This window comes from Psychrobacter maritimus, assembly GCF_904846345.1.
In the GTDB taxonomy this organism is placed as follows: domain Bacteria; phylum Pseudomonadota; class Gammaproteobacteria; order Pseudomonadales; family Moraxellaceae; genus Psychrobacter; species Psychrobacter maritimus.
Genome location: NZ_CAJHAJ010000004.1, coordinates 43007 through 59212 on the forward strand (window position 1 = coordinate 43007; position 16206 = coordinate 59212).

Sequence of the window (16206 nt, forward strand, 5' to 3'; positions counted from 1 at the left end):
ATCTGTGCTTCAAGCTTTATATTGATTATTTGCTTGCCGTTAATTATCGATAACTTACGCTTTCGCCGCTGCCATCATATCGGCAAATTTATCAAACAATGGCGCAGCATCATGCGGGCCAGGGCTGGCTTCTGGGTGACCTTGGAAGCTAAAAACAGGCTTATTGGTCAGCTCAATACCTTGGTTGGTACCATCAAATAATGAGCGATGGGTCGATTTAACATTGTCAGGCAGCGTGTCTTCATCAACGGCAAAACCATGGTTTTGACTGGTAATCATAACCGTGCCAGTTGCCAAGTCTTGTACCGGATGGTTAGCACCGTGATGACCTGTTTTCATTTTGATGGTTTTTGCACCGCTAGCTAGACCAATCAGCTGATGACCTAAGCAGATACCAAAGGTTGGAATGTCCGTTTCTTCAATGATATGACGTACCGCATCGATAGCATAGTCACAAGCAGCTGGGTCGCCAGGGCCATTTGATAAGAAGATACCATCTGGATTCATCGCGAGGACATCTGCGATAGGTGTTTGCGCGGGTACGACGGTGACATGACAACCGCGGTCTACTAGCATACGTAGGATATTGGTTTTGCTACCGAAGTCATAGGCGACGACATTGTATTTTGCTTCGACATGCGTGCCTAAATGCTTAAAGAAGCCGCCCGTACCGCTATCATGGCTACCAGCTACATCACGGTTGAGTAGGGTGTCTGATAAATCCCAGCTACCGGCGGTCCATTCAAATATCGTCGGTGTACAGCATTCTTTTGCTAAGTCCATACCTTCGATACCAGCAAATTCTTGTGCCAATTTAATCGCTTGCTGTTCATCTTCGCTGCTAATCGTTGCGCCGTTAGAAGCGGTCATGATACAGCCGTTTTGTGCACCTTTATCACGTAATAGGCGGGTCAATTGACGGGTATCAATATCAGCAATGGCGACGGTATTATGGCTCTGTAAATAATCAGTCAGTGACTCTGAGTTGCGGAAGTTTGAGGTAACCATGGTCGCATCGCGGATGATAAGACCTTCAGCCCATACTTGATGACCATTACCAGACTCGACATCTTCAGCGTTGGTACCAGTATTGCCAATGTGCGGATAGGTAAGCGTGACCAGTTGGCGTGCGTAACTTGGGTCAGTTAGGATTTCTTGATACCCTGTCATGGCTGTATTAAATACCACCTCACCGACACGATGACCAAGACTACCGATACTCAAACCGCGAAAAATCGTACCGTCTGCTAGTGCCAAAATTGCTTGTATTTCTGCCGATGAATTCAAGGGTTGCCTCCGCTGTTATTAGTGAGTGCTGTGCTATTTTTAGGTTAAAATAAAGCGCTGCTTTTTTGATTATTGCTATTTAACTGCGGCTAAATAACCATAATAAAAGAGACAGCGCCAAAATTTTTCCACAAAAAAGCGAGAAGACATCATAGATGAAAAGGTACAGGATTCACTAAGGGGTGAATAAGTAACTTACATCATGTCCGCTCGCTTTGGCACAGATTTTGCGCATTATACTAGAGTTTTGCGTTAAGGGCTAGCACCTTAAGGTGAGGAAGGCGGATAAAATGGGCATAATGTTAAAACGGTTGTTATTTAATCAAAAACTGAGGCAATACCAAAAGCGTTTTTATTCTAAGCAGGTTGTATAGTTGATGCCAAATAAAATAGACTCGCCATATCGTTTTTACATCGAACTGACTATATCTACAAGCAATCTAAAGCCTTAAAAATTATAATGAACCGATAAGCCGTAATAGTCGGGCGCTAAATTGGTGGCGATATGCAATTGGTCATCATAATAGCTTTTGGTTAAATACATACTGCTGGCAACCCCTAAGGCAGCCCCCGCCAATACGTCAGCCACATCATGCTCATCGGCTTCAACACGGCTATAAGCCACGAAACCTGCGCCAATATAAGCAGGGATGCTATATTCTAAGCCATAGCGTTTATGAATAAAGCTTGCGCCCTGAAACGCCATGGATGTATGACCAGAGGGGAAGGATTTCTCATCACGGCCATTGGGTCGCTCTTTATCTATCACTGACTTTAGCACTTGCGTCGCAGCAACGTTGGTCGCAAATGAATAATAAAATTGCTGACGACCCTCTTTATCATCCATATAATAAGTGCTACCGTAAGCAGCTGCTGGTATCGCAAAGGCCAGCACATCGCCTACCTTGCTAGTAGAGCTACTGTCTGCGTGGACAGGGATGGCAACCATCAAGCTGGTCGATAGTAAAATGATAGGGGCATATTTTTTGCTGATCATCACTGCGATCCTAAAAAGGGTTGGTGAGCGTTGATTGTCCGTATAAAATTTTATGGTTGTTTTATAGGGATAAATGGCATACGGCTTTATTGTAATTGCTAATTGCTCTATTGATTGGCGGCAGCATTATACTATAAAGTTTTTATCTTTCTTTACAACTATCACGCTTTAGATCACATTTATTTATGACACGTTTTTTACGCTAGGCTTTTTTACCACACACTTTTTACTATGTATAAACTTATATAAAAATAACGATTAAGGATGGATGATGATTTATCAATATTTAGACAAAACGCCAGAGTTTGCAGCACCATTTAACGGTTGGGTTGCGGACTCAGCACGGGTAATAGGCGATGTATATTTGGGTCATAAAGCCAACGTGTGGTTTGGAGCGGTGATTCGCGGTGATAACGAGCGCATTCATATCGGTGATTATAGTAATGTACAGGAAAACAGCGTCATTCATACCGATGCAGGCATTGAGGTTAAAATCGGTAATTATGTCACCATTGGCCATTTAGCGATGCTGCATGGCTGCGAAGTTGGTGATAATAGCTTGATAGGTATTGGTGCGGTGGTGTTAAATAATGCCAAAATCGGCAAAAACTGTATCATTGGTGCCAAAGCTTTGGTCACCGAAGGTAAAGAGATTCCAGACAACTCACTGGTAATGGGCGCCCCTGCAAAAGTGGTCAAAACCTTGACCGATGAGCAGGCGGCAATGTTAAAGCTGTCGGCGCTACACTATGTTGAGCGTTGTCAAAAATTTAAAACTGGCTTAACAGAAATAGCGATGCCTGATTGATTGCTATAGATGTTAGAACAATAGAAGTCAGAACAATTTTATAAAAAAGGATGGCTTTTTAGTGAGCAATCCCTTTTATGAATGTTAACTTATTTTTTGACATTGAGCGGCTCTTTATGCAAACGGTCGTTATGCCATTAGCATCATGATAAGCCAAATAACGGCAAAAATGATAATACCGATAATCAGGCCGCGAAAGATATCATGGCGAATAGAATGGTCACTAAGGTAATGATTATTACCCGTATCGTCGATATTTAAGGCATTGACGCTTTCAGCACCAGCGCTTTTGCCAACGATAAAACCCGTTAGCGCCCCCAAAATTAGCATAAACGGCGTAAATAGCCAGAATATCTCGCCATTGCCCATACCGGCTATTGAGCGAATAACAACGATGGCAAGGTCGATAAGTAAGCCGCCAAAACCATACATCAAGCCATTTAATAGCGCATAAAGCAGACGCTCTAAAGGCGATTGATAGCTTTTGCCTAACTGCCGTCGCCTGATTTCTCTGATTGAGCGGGCAGGAGGTCGCGGTCGGTTGGACAAAGCAGTTTTATCATCAGGCGCTTTCATAAAGTTCTCTATTGTTATTATTCAGCAGGCTAAAGATAAGCTAATGGGATATTAAAGTAAACAAGTTAGCATAATTTTGTTTGGTAAACTGTGGGCTTCTAAAAATTTATTCTGCAAATTTTATATTCATCACTCTTTATTTTAAGCTCTTTATTTCAAAAATTATTTATATCTAAAAAATTATTCCCTCAATAAACAAGAATAAGGCTCCATTATGCAGGCAACACAAGCAGGACAGGCTCCAAAAGAATTGGCACTCTTTGATTTAGACCATACTTTGCTCGACGTCGATAGCGATTACCTATGGGGTGAGTATATCGTTAAGCATAATCTCGTTGATGAAGCCGAATATCGCACCGCCAACCAAAAGTTTTATCAAGATTATATCGAAGGTACGCTTGATGCGACCGAATATAATGAATTTGTCGCACAATTCTTAAGTAGCTTACCGATGGACAGATTACATGAGCTACGCGAAGATTATATTAAGACGGAAATCGAGCCGCACATTCGTCCAAAAGCCATGGAGGTGCTCTGTCATCATGTCGAAAAAGGTCATGAAGTAGTGATTATTTCTGCCACTAATAACTTTGTAGTATCAGCCATTGCTAAGCGTTTTGGTATTGAAGATGCCAACGTGCTATCGACGCCACTTGAGATAAAAAACGAGCGCTATACCGGCAAATTAATGGATAAGCCTAATTTTAAAGAAGGTAAAATTTACCATCTCAATAAATGGATAGATAAGCGAAAGTCAGCGGGTATTGATTTTGATAAAACTTATGCCTACTCAGACTCCAAAAATGATATTCCATTGCTCGAATGGGCGGATGTGGCTATTTGCGTGTCACCCGATGATGCGCTACATGCGCACGCGCTTGCCCATCGTTGGGCAGTAGAAGATTGGTCGATTTAGGCAGCTTAAAGTTATTTAATATAAATGCAGTACTAATTAGCCAACTATTTATTGTCAATCTCATTTAAAATAGCGCCATATCAGTGAGATATCTATTTAAAAAGACAGGAACACTTATGGAAATCAATCCGTATCAAGAACAAATCAAAGATTTATCTGAGCGTGGGCAGGATTTGCGGAGGTATCTTTGACTTCGATGGTAAGCAAGAACGCTTAGAAGAAGTCAATTTAGAATTAGAAAACCCCGAACTATGGAATGATCCAGAGCGCGCGACCAAGATTAATAAAGAAAAAAGTCAGCTTGATGGCGTCATCGACGTGGTGGTTTCGCTTGAGACTACTTTGGAAGATGCTGCTGCCATGCTAGAGCTGGCGGTAGAAGCAGAGGACGAATCATTGCTTGCTGATGTGCAAGCAGAGCTCGACAATGCAGAGAAGCGCGTTGCTGATTTAGAGTTCCGTCGTATGTTTAGTGGCGAGATGGATCCAAACAATTGCTACTTGGATATCCAGTCAGGCAGTGGCGGCACGGAAGCGCAAGATTGGGCTGAAATGCTACTGCGTATGTATACGCGCTGGGCGGAATCACATGGCTTTAAGGTTGACGTGATTGAAGTGTCTTCTGGTAGCGTTGCTGGGATTAAATCAGCCACGATTGAGATTAAGGGTGATTATGCGTTTGGTTGGTTACGTACCGAAATTGGCGTGCATCGCTTAGTGCGTAAGTCACCATTTGATAGTAATAATGGTCGTCATACTTCGTTTGCTGCTGTTTTTGTGTCGCCTGAAATCGATGATAACGTCGAGATTGATATCAATCCAGCCGATTTGCGTATCGATACTTACCGCTCATCGGGTGCCGGTGGTCAGCACGTGAACACCACCGATTCTGCCGTACGTATCACCCACGAACCAAGTGGCGTGGTGGTGACTTGTCAGAACGAGCGTAGCCAACATGGTAACAAGGCGACAGCGATGAAAATGCTCCGTGCTAAGTTATATGAGCTTGAGATGCAAAAACGTATGGAGTCACAACAAGCAGTCGAAGATGGTAAGTCTGATGTCGGTTGGGGCAGTCAAATCCGCTCTTATGTACTCGATGACTCACGTATTAAAGACTTGCGTACTGGCGTTGAGACCTTTAACACTGGCGCGGTGCTAGATGGTGACCTCGACCAATTTATCGAAGCGAGCCTAAAAGCGGGATTGTAAAGTTAGACTATTATTAATACCATTTGAAAGATAAATTTAAACCCAAACACTATTTAATTAAGGAAAATTATGCCAAGCGTTAATAACTATTTTGATAATAAAGTCACTTCTATTGCTTTTCAAACAGCGACCAAGCCGGCTACCGTTGGCGTGATGGAAATTGGCGAATATGAGTTTGGTACCAGCGAATTTGAAACCATGAGCGTAGTCAGTGGTGCATTAACGGTGAAGTTGCCAGAAAGTAATGAGTGGCAAACCTTTAATGCAGGCGAGCAATTTACCATTGACGCCAATCAGAAGTTTCAAGTAAAAGTAGAGATTGAGAGCGCTTATTTATGTGTTTATGGTAAATAATCGTTTTTAGATACTTATTAGAACAATCAACGCCAAGTGTTTAACGCTTGGCGTTTTTTTTATGATTGCATTTTGAGGTGAATTTGAGTCATAAAGTATTGGACAACCATTATAAGTTTTTACGGTATTGCACCATGTCCGTTTGACTGGCAATTACATCATAGAGTTTGCGCGCGGTGGTATTTCCTTCTTGCGTCGTCCAATAAACGCGGTTGCAGTTTTTCTTATTGGCAAATTCATACACCTGTTCAATCAGTGCGCGTCCCACACCTTGACCGCGCACCGCTTCACTGACATATAAATCTTCTAAATAACAACATTCAGTGGTATTCCAAGTATTGGGATGTAGCACCACATGCGTGATACCTAGCAGCGTGTCGTCTTGCCAAGCACCAAAGCCATAAATCGGTGCGTTATTATCAAGCAAGTTGCGCCACGTCGATTCTGTCGTACTTGCTGGCAAGCTGGCTTCATAAAATGCGAGATAGCGCTGCCATAAATTTAACCAAGAGTCGTAATCAGCTTTAGATAATGGGGTTATTTTTATAGAGGTATTTTTCATGATATTTATTTAACTTAAGTGGTGGTGGTTATGGAATTATGGCTGAAAAGCTCATTATTTAGAACCCTTTAAAGAATGTTTCTTACACATCGATTACACTTTGCTCGTGGCAAACAAACAGCAAAAACAAGCGCAATTGATTATGCTAAAACGACTATTTTATCAATCGAGTATGTATTATGGCGAAGCTAGATGACCAAACAACCACGCAGGATGTGCGCCATGATTATGAATATTTGGCTGGCTTGGCCAACTTACGCTATGTCAGTGATAATGAGCCTGGGTTTACACGCAGGCGTTGGGGACGCGGCTTTACCTATAAAGACGCCATAGGTAAAACGGTCAAAGATAAAGCGTTGTGCAAGCGTTTTGCTGCGCTGGTGATACCGCCGATGTGGTCAGAGGTTTGGATATGCCAAGATGATAAAGGGCATCTGCAATCGACAGGCCGCGATGATAAAGCGCGTAAGCAGTACTTGTATCATCCCGAGTGGGATCGCGTGCGTGACCAAGCTAAGTTTAATGCCATGATAGGTTTTGCTGAGGCGTTGCCAAACCTACGTGCGCAAGTAGAAAAAGATTTAGAAGCGCAGTCGTTATCACGCGCCAATGTACTAGCTGCCGTGGTTAAATTGCTGGAAACTACGTTAATTCGTATCGGTAATAGCCGCTATCCTAAGCTCAATAAGAGCTATGGCCTTAGTACGTTACGCAGCAAGCACGTCAGCGAAACGGATAATGGCTTGGCGTTTGATTTTGTCGGAAAAAGTGCCAAGGAGCATCATATAGAATTGCAAGACGAGCGTTTAATTGACATTGTGCAGGCATGTAGTGAGTTGCCTGGTTATCAGATTTTTAAATATTTGGACGATGATGGCAACAAGCAGGTCGTTGATAGTAGTGATATCAATGACTATCTACGCACACATACTTGTGGTCATGATTGTGAGAGCAAGATGTATAGCGGCAATTTATATAGTGCAAAGGACTTTCGTACTTGGATGGCAAGCGTTCTTGCAGCCAGTCATTTATACGATGAGCTGCAAACCTCTAAAGGGCAAACAATATTAGCCAGTGAACCCAATAGCGACGAGCGTCAACAGCTGGTCACTGCTATGGTCAAAGCGGTGGCGGAGGAGCTTGGCAATACACCTGCTGTCTGCCGCGCTTCTTATATCAATCCAGTTATTATCGAGCGCTTTTTAGCAGGAGAGTTTTTTGAACCTTATAAGCAAGCGCGCCGTGGACGTACGAAGCAATATCAAAGCTGTGAAGAGAAAGCGTTGCTAGGATTTTTAAATGGCATAAAATAAGGTTATCTTCCTTAAGAAAACCATATTGAAATTAAAAATGATACGTTATGTATTGAAATAAATATAAAAATGCGTTACTAATAGAGCATATGAAATTTAATAAGTGCAAACAATAAGAGAAAACAGTGTATAGGATATGACTGTTTTACTCCTGATAAAGCGCTGATATCGTCAGTGACCCTCGATTGCTAAAGGATTAGCTTATGAATACCTCTTCTATAGATTTTTCGTCCTCAACCAATTTGTCTTCAGACAACCTGTCTCAAAGCAATTCGTCTTCTTCAAACCCAACTGGCTATAGCGATTACTATAATAACTTTGATATGAATGCGCTATTAACAGAGATATTTGGTGAAAATTTAGATGACCGTCTAAATGCCTATATGGCGTGTTGTGGTCGTCATGTACGTGATGGTCGCGGCGATAATTTGGCATTAGTTCATGAAGATACCGCTGGCAACATAACGCGCATGACTTTTGCTGAGCTTGATAAGGCAAGTGCGCAAGTTGCCAATATATTATTGTCTTATGGCGTAAAGGTCGGTGACCAAGTAGCGACCATGCTACCGCGTACACCTGAGCTGCTCACGATTGTATTGGCAACTTGGCGGATTGGGGCGGTTTATCAACCATTATTCACCGCCTTTGGTTATGATTCGATTAAATACCGTATGGATAAAGCCAATACCAAAGTGGTTTTTACCAATCAGGAAAATCGCGGCAAGTTTGAAGACTTAGCTGAACAAACCAAAATGGTCATGGTTGGCAGTAAGAATAATGCGCAAGCTGATAATGAAAGCAAATGGTCTGATGATAATTATGCTCAGATGATGGCGACCCAGCCGCAAACGGTAGAGGCTGTTTTGTTAGATGAGGATGCGCCGTTTTTGCAAATGTTTACCTCAGGTACGGTAGGTAAATCAAAAGGCGTTAGTGTGCCATTAAGCGCGCTCTCAGCTTTTTATCTATATATGCGCTATGCGATTGACTTGCGCGCCGATGATAACTACTGGAACATGGCCGATCCCGGCTGGGCATATGGATTATATTACGCGATTACGGGTCCTTTGCTGATGGGTGTCACCACCTATTTTAATGAAGCAGGCTTTGACGCTGCCAATACCCGCGACTTTATGGTCCGTCATAAGATTACCAATTTGGCATCTTCACCGACCGCCTTTCGGATGATGAAATCGAGTGGCGTGTTTGAAGAAGCTCACAATGATGCCAATGCCAAGCTATTACTACGCTGTGCCAATTCAGCAGGCGAAACCTTGAATACCGAAGTCGTCAACTGGGTGGAAACTTATCTAAACTGCAAAGTGTGCGATCAGTACGGGCAGACCGAAACGGGCATGACCTGCTGCGAGCACCATGCATTAGCTCATGAATGTCCAGTAGGCTCGATGGGCATGGCGTTACCGGGGCATACATTGGTCGTATTAGATGATGACATGAACATATTGCCTGATGGTGAGCAAGGACAGTTGGCAGTGGTCGTCAGTCAATCGCCGGCGTTTTATTTCCGCGGTTATAGTTGGAATGAGAAAGACGCCTTTGCTGAAGATTACTATTTAACCGGCGATGTGGTCGAGCGCCATAGCGATGGCAGCTATTGGTTTTCTGGACGTGATGATGACATTATCATTACGGCAGGCTACCGCGTAGGGCCTACGGATGTGGAAAACACCGTGCTTGAGCATGAGGCAGTCGCAGAATCCGCCGCCGTTGGCGTGCCAGATGAAGTGCGCGGTCATACGATTAAGTCTTATGTGGTGCTAAAAGATGGCATCAAAGGGACAGATGAGATTGCTAAAGAGATTCAAGACTTGGTCCGCAGACGTCTTTCAACTCATGCCTATCCGCGTGAGGTTGAATTTGTCGATGCGTTACCAAAAACGCCAAGCGGTAAAATCCAGCGCTTTTTGTTGCGCAGCTTGTCTGCTGCATAAATACTTCGAAGTCTTAACAGTATTTGAAAATAATAAAATAGTTAGCCTATAAGAATAGTAATAAAACATCCATTAAAGGAATAATTATGCAAATTGAACAACACAGCTTTTTGGTTACTGGCGGTGCATCAGGTCTAGGTGAGTCAGTGGTTCGCGCTATCGTGGCTCAAGGCGGCAAGGTCGTTATTGCTGATTTGAACGAGTCAACTGGGCAAGCTTTGGTTGATGAGTTAGGTGATAATGTACGTTTTGCACGTTGTGATGTGACCAGTGGTGATGAGGTGCAAGCGGCTGTTGAGTTGGCGGAAAAAGAATTTGGCGGTTTGCAAGGTTCCATTAACTGTGCAGGTATCGCTGTCGTACAAAAGCTACTCGATCGCGAAAACAATCCAGCGGATCTTGATGCTTTTAGTCGCGGGGTTAATATCAATCTCGTTGGCTCTTTTAACGTAGCTCGTTTGGTCGCGGCTAGTATTGCTAAGCGCGTGGCGAACGGCAATAATACAGAAAGCGACGCAGAGAAGAATGCTGATAATGGTGTCATTATCAATACGGCATCTATCGCTGCTTTTGATGGGCAAGTAGGGCAAGCAAGCTATTCATCGTCTAAAGCGGGCGTCGTTGGCCTGACCTTGCCACTGGCGCGTGAGCTGGCGCGTCATGGTATTCGCGTGATGACCATTGCACCTGGCGTCTTTGCCACACCGATGATGGAGACTATCCCTGAAAAAGCGCGCGAGCAGCTAGAGGCCGGTGTTCCTTATCCAAAGCGTTTAGGCAATCCAAATGAGTTTGCCAAACTGGTCACACATATCATTGATAATGCTTATCTAAATGGTGAAGTGATTCGCCTAGATGGCGCAATTCGCATGGTGTAAGGTGATTTTAGATTTTGAGTGCAGCAAATTTACCCTTAATCCATAAAGCTTGCACAAACTTGGCATAGTCTTTTGCTATCTTATCAAAGATGGTTTTATCAATGAGCGCTTACCTTTAAGAAGCAAAAGCTATGTCTTTTTTCAATATAAATAGTAAATATTCACATTGGTTATTTATCGTCATAGGTTTTAGCCTCGCTATCATTACTAGCACGAGTGCCATTGCTGCTGAGGGTGTTTCAGAGACCAAACAAGCCATGCCTAAAAGCATTATGATTGATAAAGTCTTTGTCGATAAATCCGCTCGTACCCTGCAGTTGCTAAGCGATAATGAAATTATTAAGTCTTATCATATTGCCTTGGGCGGCAATCCTGTCGGTCATAAGCAGCAACAAGGTGACAAACGTACTCCGACAGGTTCTTATATACTTGATTATAAAAATGAAAAATCCAAATTCTATCGCTCTATTCACGTAAGCTATCCTAATGTGGCGGATAAAGCCCGTGCCAAATCACGAGGCTTTAGTCCTGGCGGGGATATTATGATTCATGGGCAGAAAAACGGTTTTGGGCATTTAGCAGCGATAAATCAGCAACGTGATTGGACCGATGGCTGTATTGCCGTGACCGATAATGAGATGGATGAAATCATGGCGGCTGTAGAGATTGGTACACCTATCGAAATTGTGGAATAAACACCTTGTTAACGTACGTTTATTCAGCTCTAATTTAACGTACTTTCTACTTTTATAGATATTTCTAAATCACTCATTTAAGGTTTTTTCGATAATTTATTCATACTCTTAACATACTCATCTCTTTCTTTCTGAAAAATCCCAAACTTCCTATTTTTTCTTTTCTATCTTCCCTTGAAATCTCCCATAAATGTGCCTATTAATGCTTTATCGTCATATCATTGTTATAAGTAAGGTTTATATTGATAAGGTGATATATTAGTGTTTTGTATGGTCTATTTAATTGAAAGCAACTGACGCTCATAAGCTACTAAATATTATTGATAAAAGTTAAATTTACATTGAAATAATACTTAACAAACCCGATATAGATAACAACGAAAAGCTTACGGCATCTTAATACTTATAAAAAGCCGCAGCTACTATCAGATATAAAATATTATTAATTATAAGAGGAAACAAATATGAGATTCGAGAAGTTTACCCAAAAGTTGCAATCTGCCATTCAAGAAGCCCAAAGTCTGGCTTTAGGACGCGACCATACAGGTATCGATCCTGTGCATTTGCTTGCCGTATTGCTGCAAGATGAGTCTAACTTGTCTATTTGCCAGCAAGCGGGTGCGTCTATTCCTGCGCTAAAAAATGGTGTGGCAAAGGCGCTCGACAATCAAGCAACGATTAGCGAGCCAACCGGCGACGTTAATTTAAACCCAAACTCAGTCAAAATTTTGAACTTGGCAGATCGTCAAGCACAAAAAGAAGGTGATGATTTTATCGCCACTGAATGGGTGATGTTGGCACTTGCTGAACAAGGTGACACCAAAAAGATATTTGAAAGCGCTGGCGTAACGGCAAGTAAGTTAAAAGCGGTCATTGAGCAATTGCGCGGTGATGAAACGGTGAACAATCAAAATGCGGAAGATCAGCGTGATGCGTTGAATAAATATACCATTAACCTGACCGAACAGGCGGAGCTTGGTAAGCTTGATCCGGTGATTGGCCGTGATGAAGAGATTCGCCGTACCATTCAAGTGCTGTCACGTCGTACCAAAAATAACCCTGTACTGATTGGTGAGCCGGGTGTTGGTAAAACGGCTATTATTGAGGGTTTGGCACAAAAAATTATCAATGGTGATGTACCAGAAGGACTACGCCGCAAAGAAGTATTGTCGTTAGATTTAGGCTCATTGATTGCGGGGGCAAAATTCCGTGGTGAGTTCGAAGAGCGCCTCAAAGCGGTACTTAGCGACTTATCAAAGCAAGAAGGCAATGTCATCTTATTTATCGATGAGTTGCATACTTTGGTCGGTGCTGGTAAAGCCGATGGCGCGATGGACGCTGGTAATATGTTAAAGCCTGCACTAGCCCGCGGTGAGCTACATTGCGTTGGTGCGACGACACTCGATGAGTATCGCCAGTATATCGAAAAAGATGCCGCGCTTGAGCGTCGTTTCCAAAAGGTGCTGGTCGATGAGCCAACGGTCGAGGATACCATTGCGATTTTGCGTGGTCTAAAAGAGCGTTATGAGCTGCATCACGGCGTTGATATCCAAGACAGCGCGATTATTGCTGCCGCGCGCATGAGCCATCGCTATATCACTGATCGCAAGCTGCCAGATAAGGCGATTGATTTAATTGATGAAGCGGCAAGTCGTTTGCGTATGGAGATGGACAGCAAGCCTGAGTCACTTGGCAAACTTGATAGCCGTCTCATTCAGTTAAAAATGCAGCGCGAAGTGCTCAAAAACGAAGAAGACGCTGGTGCGCAAGCAGAGCGTAAAGTGCTTGATGCACAAATTGAAGAGCTTGAAAAAGAGTACGCTGATCTTAATGAGATTTGGCAAGCAGAAAAAGCACTGGTCAAAGGCAGTCAGCAGCTAAAAGACGAGTTAGATAAAGCGCGTATTGCTTACGATAAAGCCAGCCGTGAAGGCGATTACGAGACCATGAGTAAGCTGCAGTATGAGACGATTCCGCAGCTAGAGCGCCGTATCCATGAGTCGGATTTGGCCGAGCAAAAAGAGCAGACTGGTGAAAATAGTGGTATCAAACTGCTGCGTAATAAGGTCACGGATAATGAAATCGCCGAAGTCGTGGCGGCTGCAACAGGTATTCCGGTCAGCAAAATGATGCAAGGCGAGCGTGACAAGATGATAGCGATGGAAGAAAAACTCCATGAGCGCGTCATCGGTCAAGATGAAGCGGTCGAAGCAGTCGCCAATGCGGTACGCCGTAGCCGTGCAGGTTTGTCTGATCCGAATCGTCCTTCTGGATCGTTCTTATTCTTAGGGCCTACTGGGGTCGGTAAGACTGAACTGACTAAGTCACTGGCGAACTTCTTGTTCGATAGTGAGGATGCGATTGTTCGTATCGACATGAGTGAGTATATGGAGAAGCATAGCGTCAGTCGTTTGGTAGGCGCGCCTCCAGGGTATGTTGGTTATGAAGAAGGTGGCGCATTAACTGAAGCGGTACGCCGTAAGCCTTATAGTGTGATTTTGTTTGATGAAGTGGAAAAAGCGCATCCTGATGTGTTCAATATCTTACTGCAAGTATTGGACGATGGTCGCTTAACGGATTCACAAGGTCGCGTGGTTGATTTTAAAAACACCGTCATCATTATGACCAGTAACTTGGGCTCGCATAAGATCCAAGAGATGGTCGGCGAAAGCTATGAGGATATCAAAGCTGAGGTGATGGAGTCAGTTGGGCAGCATTTCCGCCCAGAGTTTGTCAACCGTATCGATGAAATCGTAGTATTCCATCCGCTCGGTATGTCGCAGATGTCAGGTATTGCGGCGATTCAGTTGGATCGCTTGCGTCAGCGCTTGCATGAGCGTGAGTTGGATATCGAGCTATCAGCCGATGCGATGAACAAGCTGGTGGCAGTTGGTTACGATCCTGTGTATGGTGCGCGTCCACTAAAACGTGCTATCCAACAAGAGATCGAAAACCCATTGTCATTGAAACTGCTGGCGGGTGATTTTGTCGCCGGTGATATCATCAAAGTCGATGTGAGCGCCGATGATAAATTGACCTTTGATAAGCTTAGAATGAGCTAATAGCAAACGCTAAATGACTGTCGCTAAATGACGGTTATGCTTTAAAAAAACCCCTTACTTGCCTATACTTTATATGGGTGGGTAAGGGGTTTTTGCGTTTGTTGCAAGTATTATTTTACCGTTGTTATACTTCGCCCGTACTTTGACTATGGTATAAATAATTATAGTGCAAATAAGAATGCAACAAAATTAAGGGAGATGACATCAGGATGATAAACAATAAAAAACAGACAAATACGCTAATAACATTACCGTTGATTCTTACCGCACTGCTGTTTAGTGTCTCTGCGTGCTCCAATCCTTCAGCCGTCAATACCAACAAAGATCTGACCGAGTATAAAGAAGGGCAAGCCCCTATCGATGCATCCATAGCAAGTATGGAAAAACCTAGCTTTGCAACGAAAGCAGTGACCGCCTTTAATGAACCTTGGGCAATGACCGCGTTGCCTACCGTCAATAATAAAGCAGCCAAACTGCTTGTAACCCAAAAGACAGGCGAGTTATTGATTGTTGATACAGCAACAGGTGCGAAAACAACAGTCAGTGGGATACCGAAAGTCGCTTATGGCGGGCAGGGCGGACTTGGCGATATTATCCTTGCGCCAGATTTTGCTACCTCTAATAATATATATCTTAGCTACGTTGAAGCAGGCAAGGGCGCTGATAATAATAAATTTGGTGCAAAAGTAATCAAAGCGACATTGACGGGGTCAGATACTGATGCCCCAAGCTTACAAGCCATGACGCCCATTTGGGAGCAATTTCCAAAAGTAAAAGGGCAGGGGCATTATAGTCATCGCTTACTGTTTTCACCTGACGGGCAGTATTTATATATCAGCTCAGGCGAGCGCCAAGAAAAAACCCCAGCGCAGGATATGAGCGTGAATTTGGGTAAAATTATCAGATTAAATCTTGATGGCTCAGTGCCAGCCGATAATCCATTTATGAATACAAATAATGATATCGCTGACCAGTTTTGGACCACGGGTCATCGTAATGTACTTGGTATGGCTTTCGATGACAAAGACAGACTTTGGGCGCATGAAATGGGTCCACGCGGCGGTGATGAGTTTAATCTTATTGAAAAAGGTAAGAACTATGGCTGGCCAATCGTCTCAAATGGCCGTAATTATACAGGAACCGATATTCCGGATCACGATACGCGCCCTGATTTTGCAGCGCCTAAAATTACTTGGACGCCCGTCATATCACCTTCTTCAATAAGTATTTATCACGCCGGTAAACATAATGACTTTCCAGCGTGGCAAGGCCATGCGCTGATCAGTGGCTTATCATCAAAAGCGCTCATCGTGGTGAGTTTTGAGAAAAATAACGGAGCGGCAGAACGCTATCGCTATGATATGGGTGAGCGTATTCGTGGTGTCCTAAACGTCGATGGGCAAGTATGGTTATTAGAAGATGGCGCTAAAGGTAGGCTGCTGCGATTATTGCCGAATTAGTGATTTATCTAATGGCCTGCATCAATCGCTGGCTAAATAATCTAACTGAATAATTGCTTAAAATGTCCAAATCAAGATTTAAAATAGCCAAGCAAGTTGTTACAAAAAAATATCTTTATCAAGTTTATTTTGTA

The 16206-nt window shown here is 43.3% G+C and carries 14 protein-coding genes; 10 read left to right on the forward strand and 4 right to left on the reverse strand.

The window, feature by feature from the left end; all coding sequences use genetic code 11:
• Positions 1-54: 54 nt before the first annotated feature.
• Complete coding sequence (carA, locus tag JMX50_RS06745; RefSeq protein ID WP_201628955.1) at positions 55-1287, reverse strand: glutamine-hydrolyzing carbamoyl-phosphate synthase small subunit; 1233 nt, start codon at positions 1285-1287, stop codon at positions 55-57.
• Between the two features lie 448 nt (positions 1288-1735).
• Positions 1736-2284 (reverse strand): phosphatase PAP2 family protein, encoded by a 549-nt coding sequence (locus tag JMX50_RS06750; protein WP_201628956.1) that lies wholly within the window; start codon positions 2282-2284, stop codon positions 1736-1738.
• A gap of 271 nt (positions 2285-2555) precedes the next feature.
• Here JMX50_RS06750 and JMX50_RS06755 point away from each other — a divergent pair, with 271 nt between their 5' ends.
• Positions 2556-3092: a gamma carbonic anhydrase family protein gene (locus tag JMX50_RS06755; protein ID WP_201625378.1), complete on the forward strand. Its 537-nt coding sequence runs from the start codon at positions 2556-2558 to the stop codon at positions 3090-3092.
• 129 nt (positions 3093-3221) lie between these two features.
• Here JMX50_RS06755 and JMX50_RS06760 read toward each other — a convergent pair whose 3' ends face one another.
• Positions 3222-3668, reverse strand: a complete 447-nt coding sequence (locus JMX50_RS06760; RefSeq protein ID WP_201628957.1) for a hypothetical protein — start codon at positions 3666-3668, stop codon at positions 3222-3224.
• A gap of 214 nt (positions 3669-3882) precedes the next feature.
• On the opposite strand from JMX50_RS06760, the gene JMX50_RS06765 reads away from it, so the two are divergent.
• The 3 genes from JMX50_RS06765 (at position 3883) to JMX50_RS06775 (ending at position 6150) form a co-directional block, all read left to right on the forward strand.
• Positions 3883-4584 carry an HAD family hydrolase gene (locus tag JMX50_RS06765; protein WP_201628958.1) on the forward strand — a complete coding sequence of 234 codons (702 nt, stop codon included), beginning with the start codon at positions 3883-3885 and terminating at the stop codon, positions 4582-4584.
• A 116-nt stretch (positions 4585-4700) separates the two neighbouring features.
• A protein-coding gene (gene prfB / locus JMX50_RS06770; RefSeq protein ID WP_201625376.1) for a peptide chain release factor 2 occupies positions 4701-5796 on the forward strand; the annotation gives its coding sequence in 2 pieces (ribosomal slippage) (positions 4701-4772 and positions 4774-5796; 1095 coding nt in all).
• A gap of 69 nt (positions 5797-5865) precedes the next feature.
• Positions 5866-6150, forward strand: coding sequence for a pyrimidine/purine nucleoside phosphorylase (locus tag JMX50_RS06775; RefSeq protein WP_201628959.1), 285 nt, complete (start codon positions 5866-5868; stop codon positions 6148-6150).
• 109 nt (positions 6151-6259) lie between these two features.
• Here the strand turns inward: JMX50_RS06775 and JMX50_RS06780 are convergent, their stop codons facing one another.
• Positions 6260-6712 (reverse strand): GNAT family N-acetyltransferase, encoded by a 453-nt coding sequence (locus JMX50_RS06780; protein WP_201628960.1) that lies wholly within the window; start codon positions 6710-6712, stop codon positions 6260-6262.
• Between the two features lie 179 nt (positions 6713-6891).
• Here JMX50_RS06780 and JMX50_RS06785 point away from each other — a divergent pair, with 179 nt between their 5' ends.
• From JMX50_RS06785 to JMX50_RS06810, 6 genes are all read left to right on the forward strand, one after another.
• Positions 6892-8025 carry a DNA topoisomerase IB gene (locus JMX50_RS06785; RefSeq protein WP_201628961.1) on the forward strand — a complete coding sequence of 378 codons (1134 nt, stop codon included), beginning with the start codon at positions 6892-6894 and terminating at the stop codon, positions 8023-8025.
• Positions 8026-8228: 203 nt separating this feature from the next.
• Positions 8229-9977, forward strand: coding sequence for an AMP-binding protein (locus tag JMX50_RS06790; RefSeq protein ID WP_201628962.1), 1749 nt, complete (start codon positions 8229-8231; stop codon positions 9975-9977).
• An 86-nt stretch (positions 9978-10063) separates the two neighbouring features.
• Positions 10064-10855 carry an SDR family NAD(P)-dependent oxidoreductase gene (locus JMX50_RS06795; protein ID WP_201628963.1) on the forward strand — a complete coding sequence of 264 codons (792 nt, stop codon included), beginning with the start codon at positions 10064-10066 and terminating at the stop codon, positions 10853-10855.
• Positions 10856-10986: 131 nt separating this feature from the next.
• Positions 10987-11550 (forward strand): L,D-transpeptidase family protein, encoded by a 564-nt coding sequence (locus JMX50_RS06800; protein ID WP_201628964.1) that lies wholly within the window; start codon positions 10987-10989, stop codon positions 11548-11550.
• A gap of 464 nt (positions 11551-12014) precedes the next feature.
• Positions 12015-14612, forward strand: coding sequence for an ATP-dependent chaperone ClpB (gene clpB, locus JMX50_RS06805; protein ID WP_201565089.1), 2598 nt, complete (start codon positions 12015-12017; stop codon positions 14610-14612).
• A 209-nt stretch (positions 14613-14821) separates the two neighbouring features.
• On the forward strand, positions 14822-16072 hold the full coding sequence (locus JMX50_RS06810; protein WP_201628965.1) for a PQQ-dependent sugar dehydrogenase: 1251 nt from the start codon (positions 14822-14824) through the stop codon (positions 16070-16072).
• Positions 16073-16206: the final 134 nt, after the last annotated feature.

Excerpts from the sequence above, each read along its gene's own strand:
- JMX50_RS06750 (WP_201628956.1), bottom strand. The coding sequence starts at position 2,284 with ATGATCAGCAAAAAATATGCCCCTATCATTTTACTATCGACCAGCTTG.
- JMX50_RS06755 (WP_201625378.1), top strand. The coding sequence starts at position 2,556 with ATGATTTATCAATATTTAGACAAAACGCCAGAGTTTGCAGCACCATTT.
- JMX50_RS06760 (WP_201628957.1), bottom strand. The coding sequence starts at position 3,668 with ATGAAAGCGCCTGATGATAAAACTGCTTTGTCCAACCGACCGCGACCT.
- JMX50_RS06765 (WP_201628958.1), top strand. The coding sequence starts at position 3,883 with ATGCAGGCAACACAAGCAGGACAGGCTCCAAAAGAATTGGCACTCTTT.
- JMX50_RS06775 (WP_201628959.1), top strand. The coding sequence starts at position 5,866 with ATGCCAAGCGTTAATAACTATTTTGATAATAAAGTCACTTCTATTGCT.
- JMX50_RS06780 (WP_201628960.1), bottom strand. The coding sequence starts at position 6,712 with ATGAAAAATACCTCTATAAAAATAACCCCATTATCTAAAGCTGATTAC.
- JMX50_RS06785 (WP_201628961.1), top strand. The coding sequence starts at position 6,892 with ATGGCGAAGCTAGATGACCAAACAACCACGCAGGATGTGCGCCATGAT.
- JMX50_RS06790 (WP_201628962.1), top strand. The coding sequence starts at position 8,229 with ATGAATACCTCTTCTATAGATTTTTCGTCCTCAACCAATTTGTCTTCA.
- JMX50_RS06795 (WP_201628963.1), top strand. The coding sequence starts at position 10,064 with ATGCAAATTGAACAACACAGCTTTTTGGTTACTGGCGGTGCATCAGGT.
- JMX50_RS06800 (WP_201628964.1), top strand. The coding sequence starts at position 10,987 with ATGTCTTTTTTCAATATAAATAGTAAATATTCACATTGGTTATTTATC.
- clpB (WP_201565089.1), top strand. The coding sequence starts at position 12,015 with ATGAGATTCGAGAAGTTTACCCAAAAGTTGCAATCTGCCATTCAAGAA.
- JMX50_RS06810 (WP_201628965.1), top strand. The coding sequence starts at position 14,822 with ATGATAAACAATAAAAAACAGACAAATACGCTAATAACATTACCGTTG.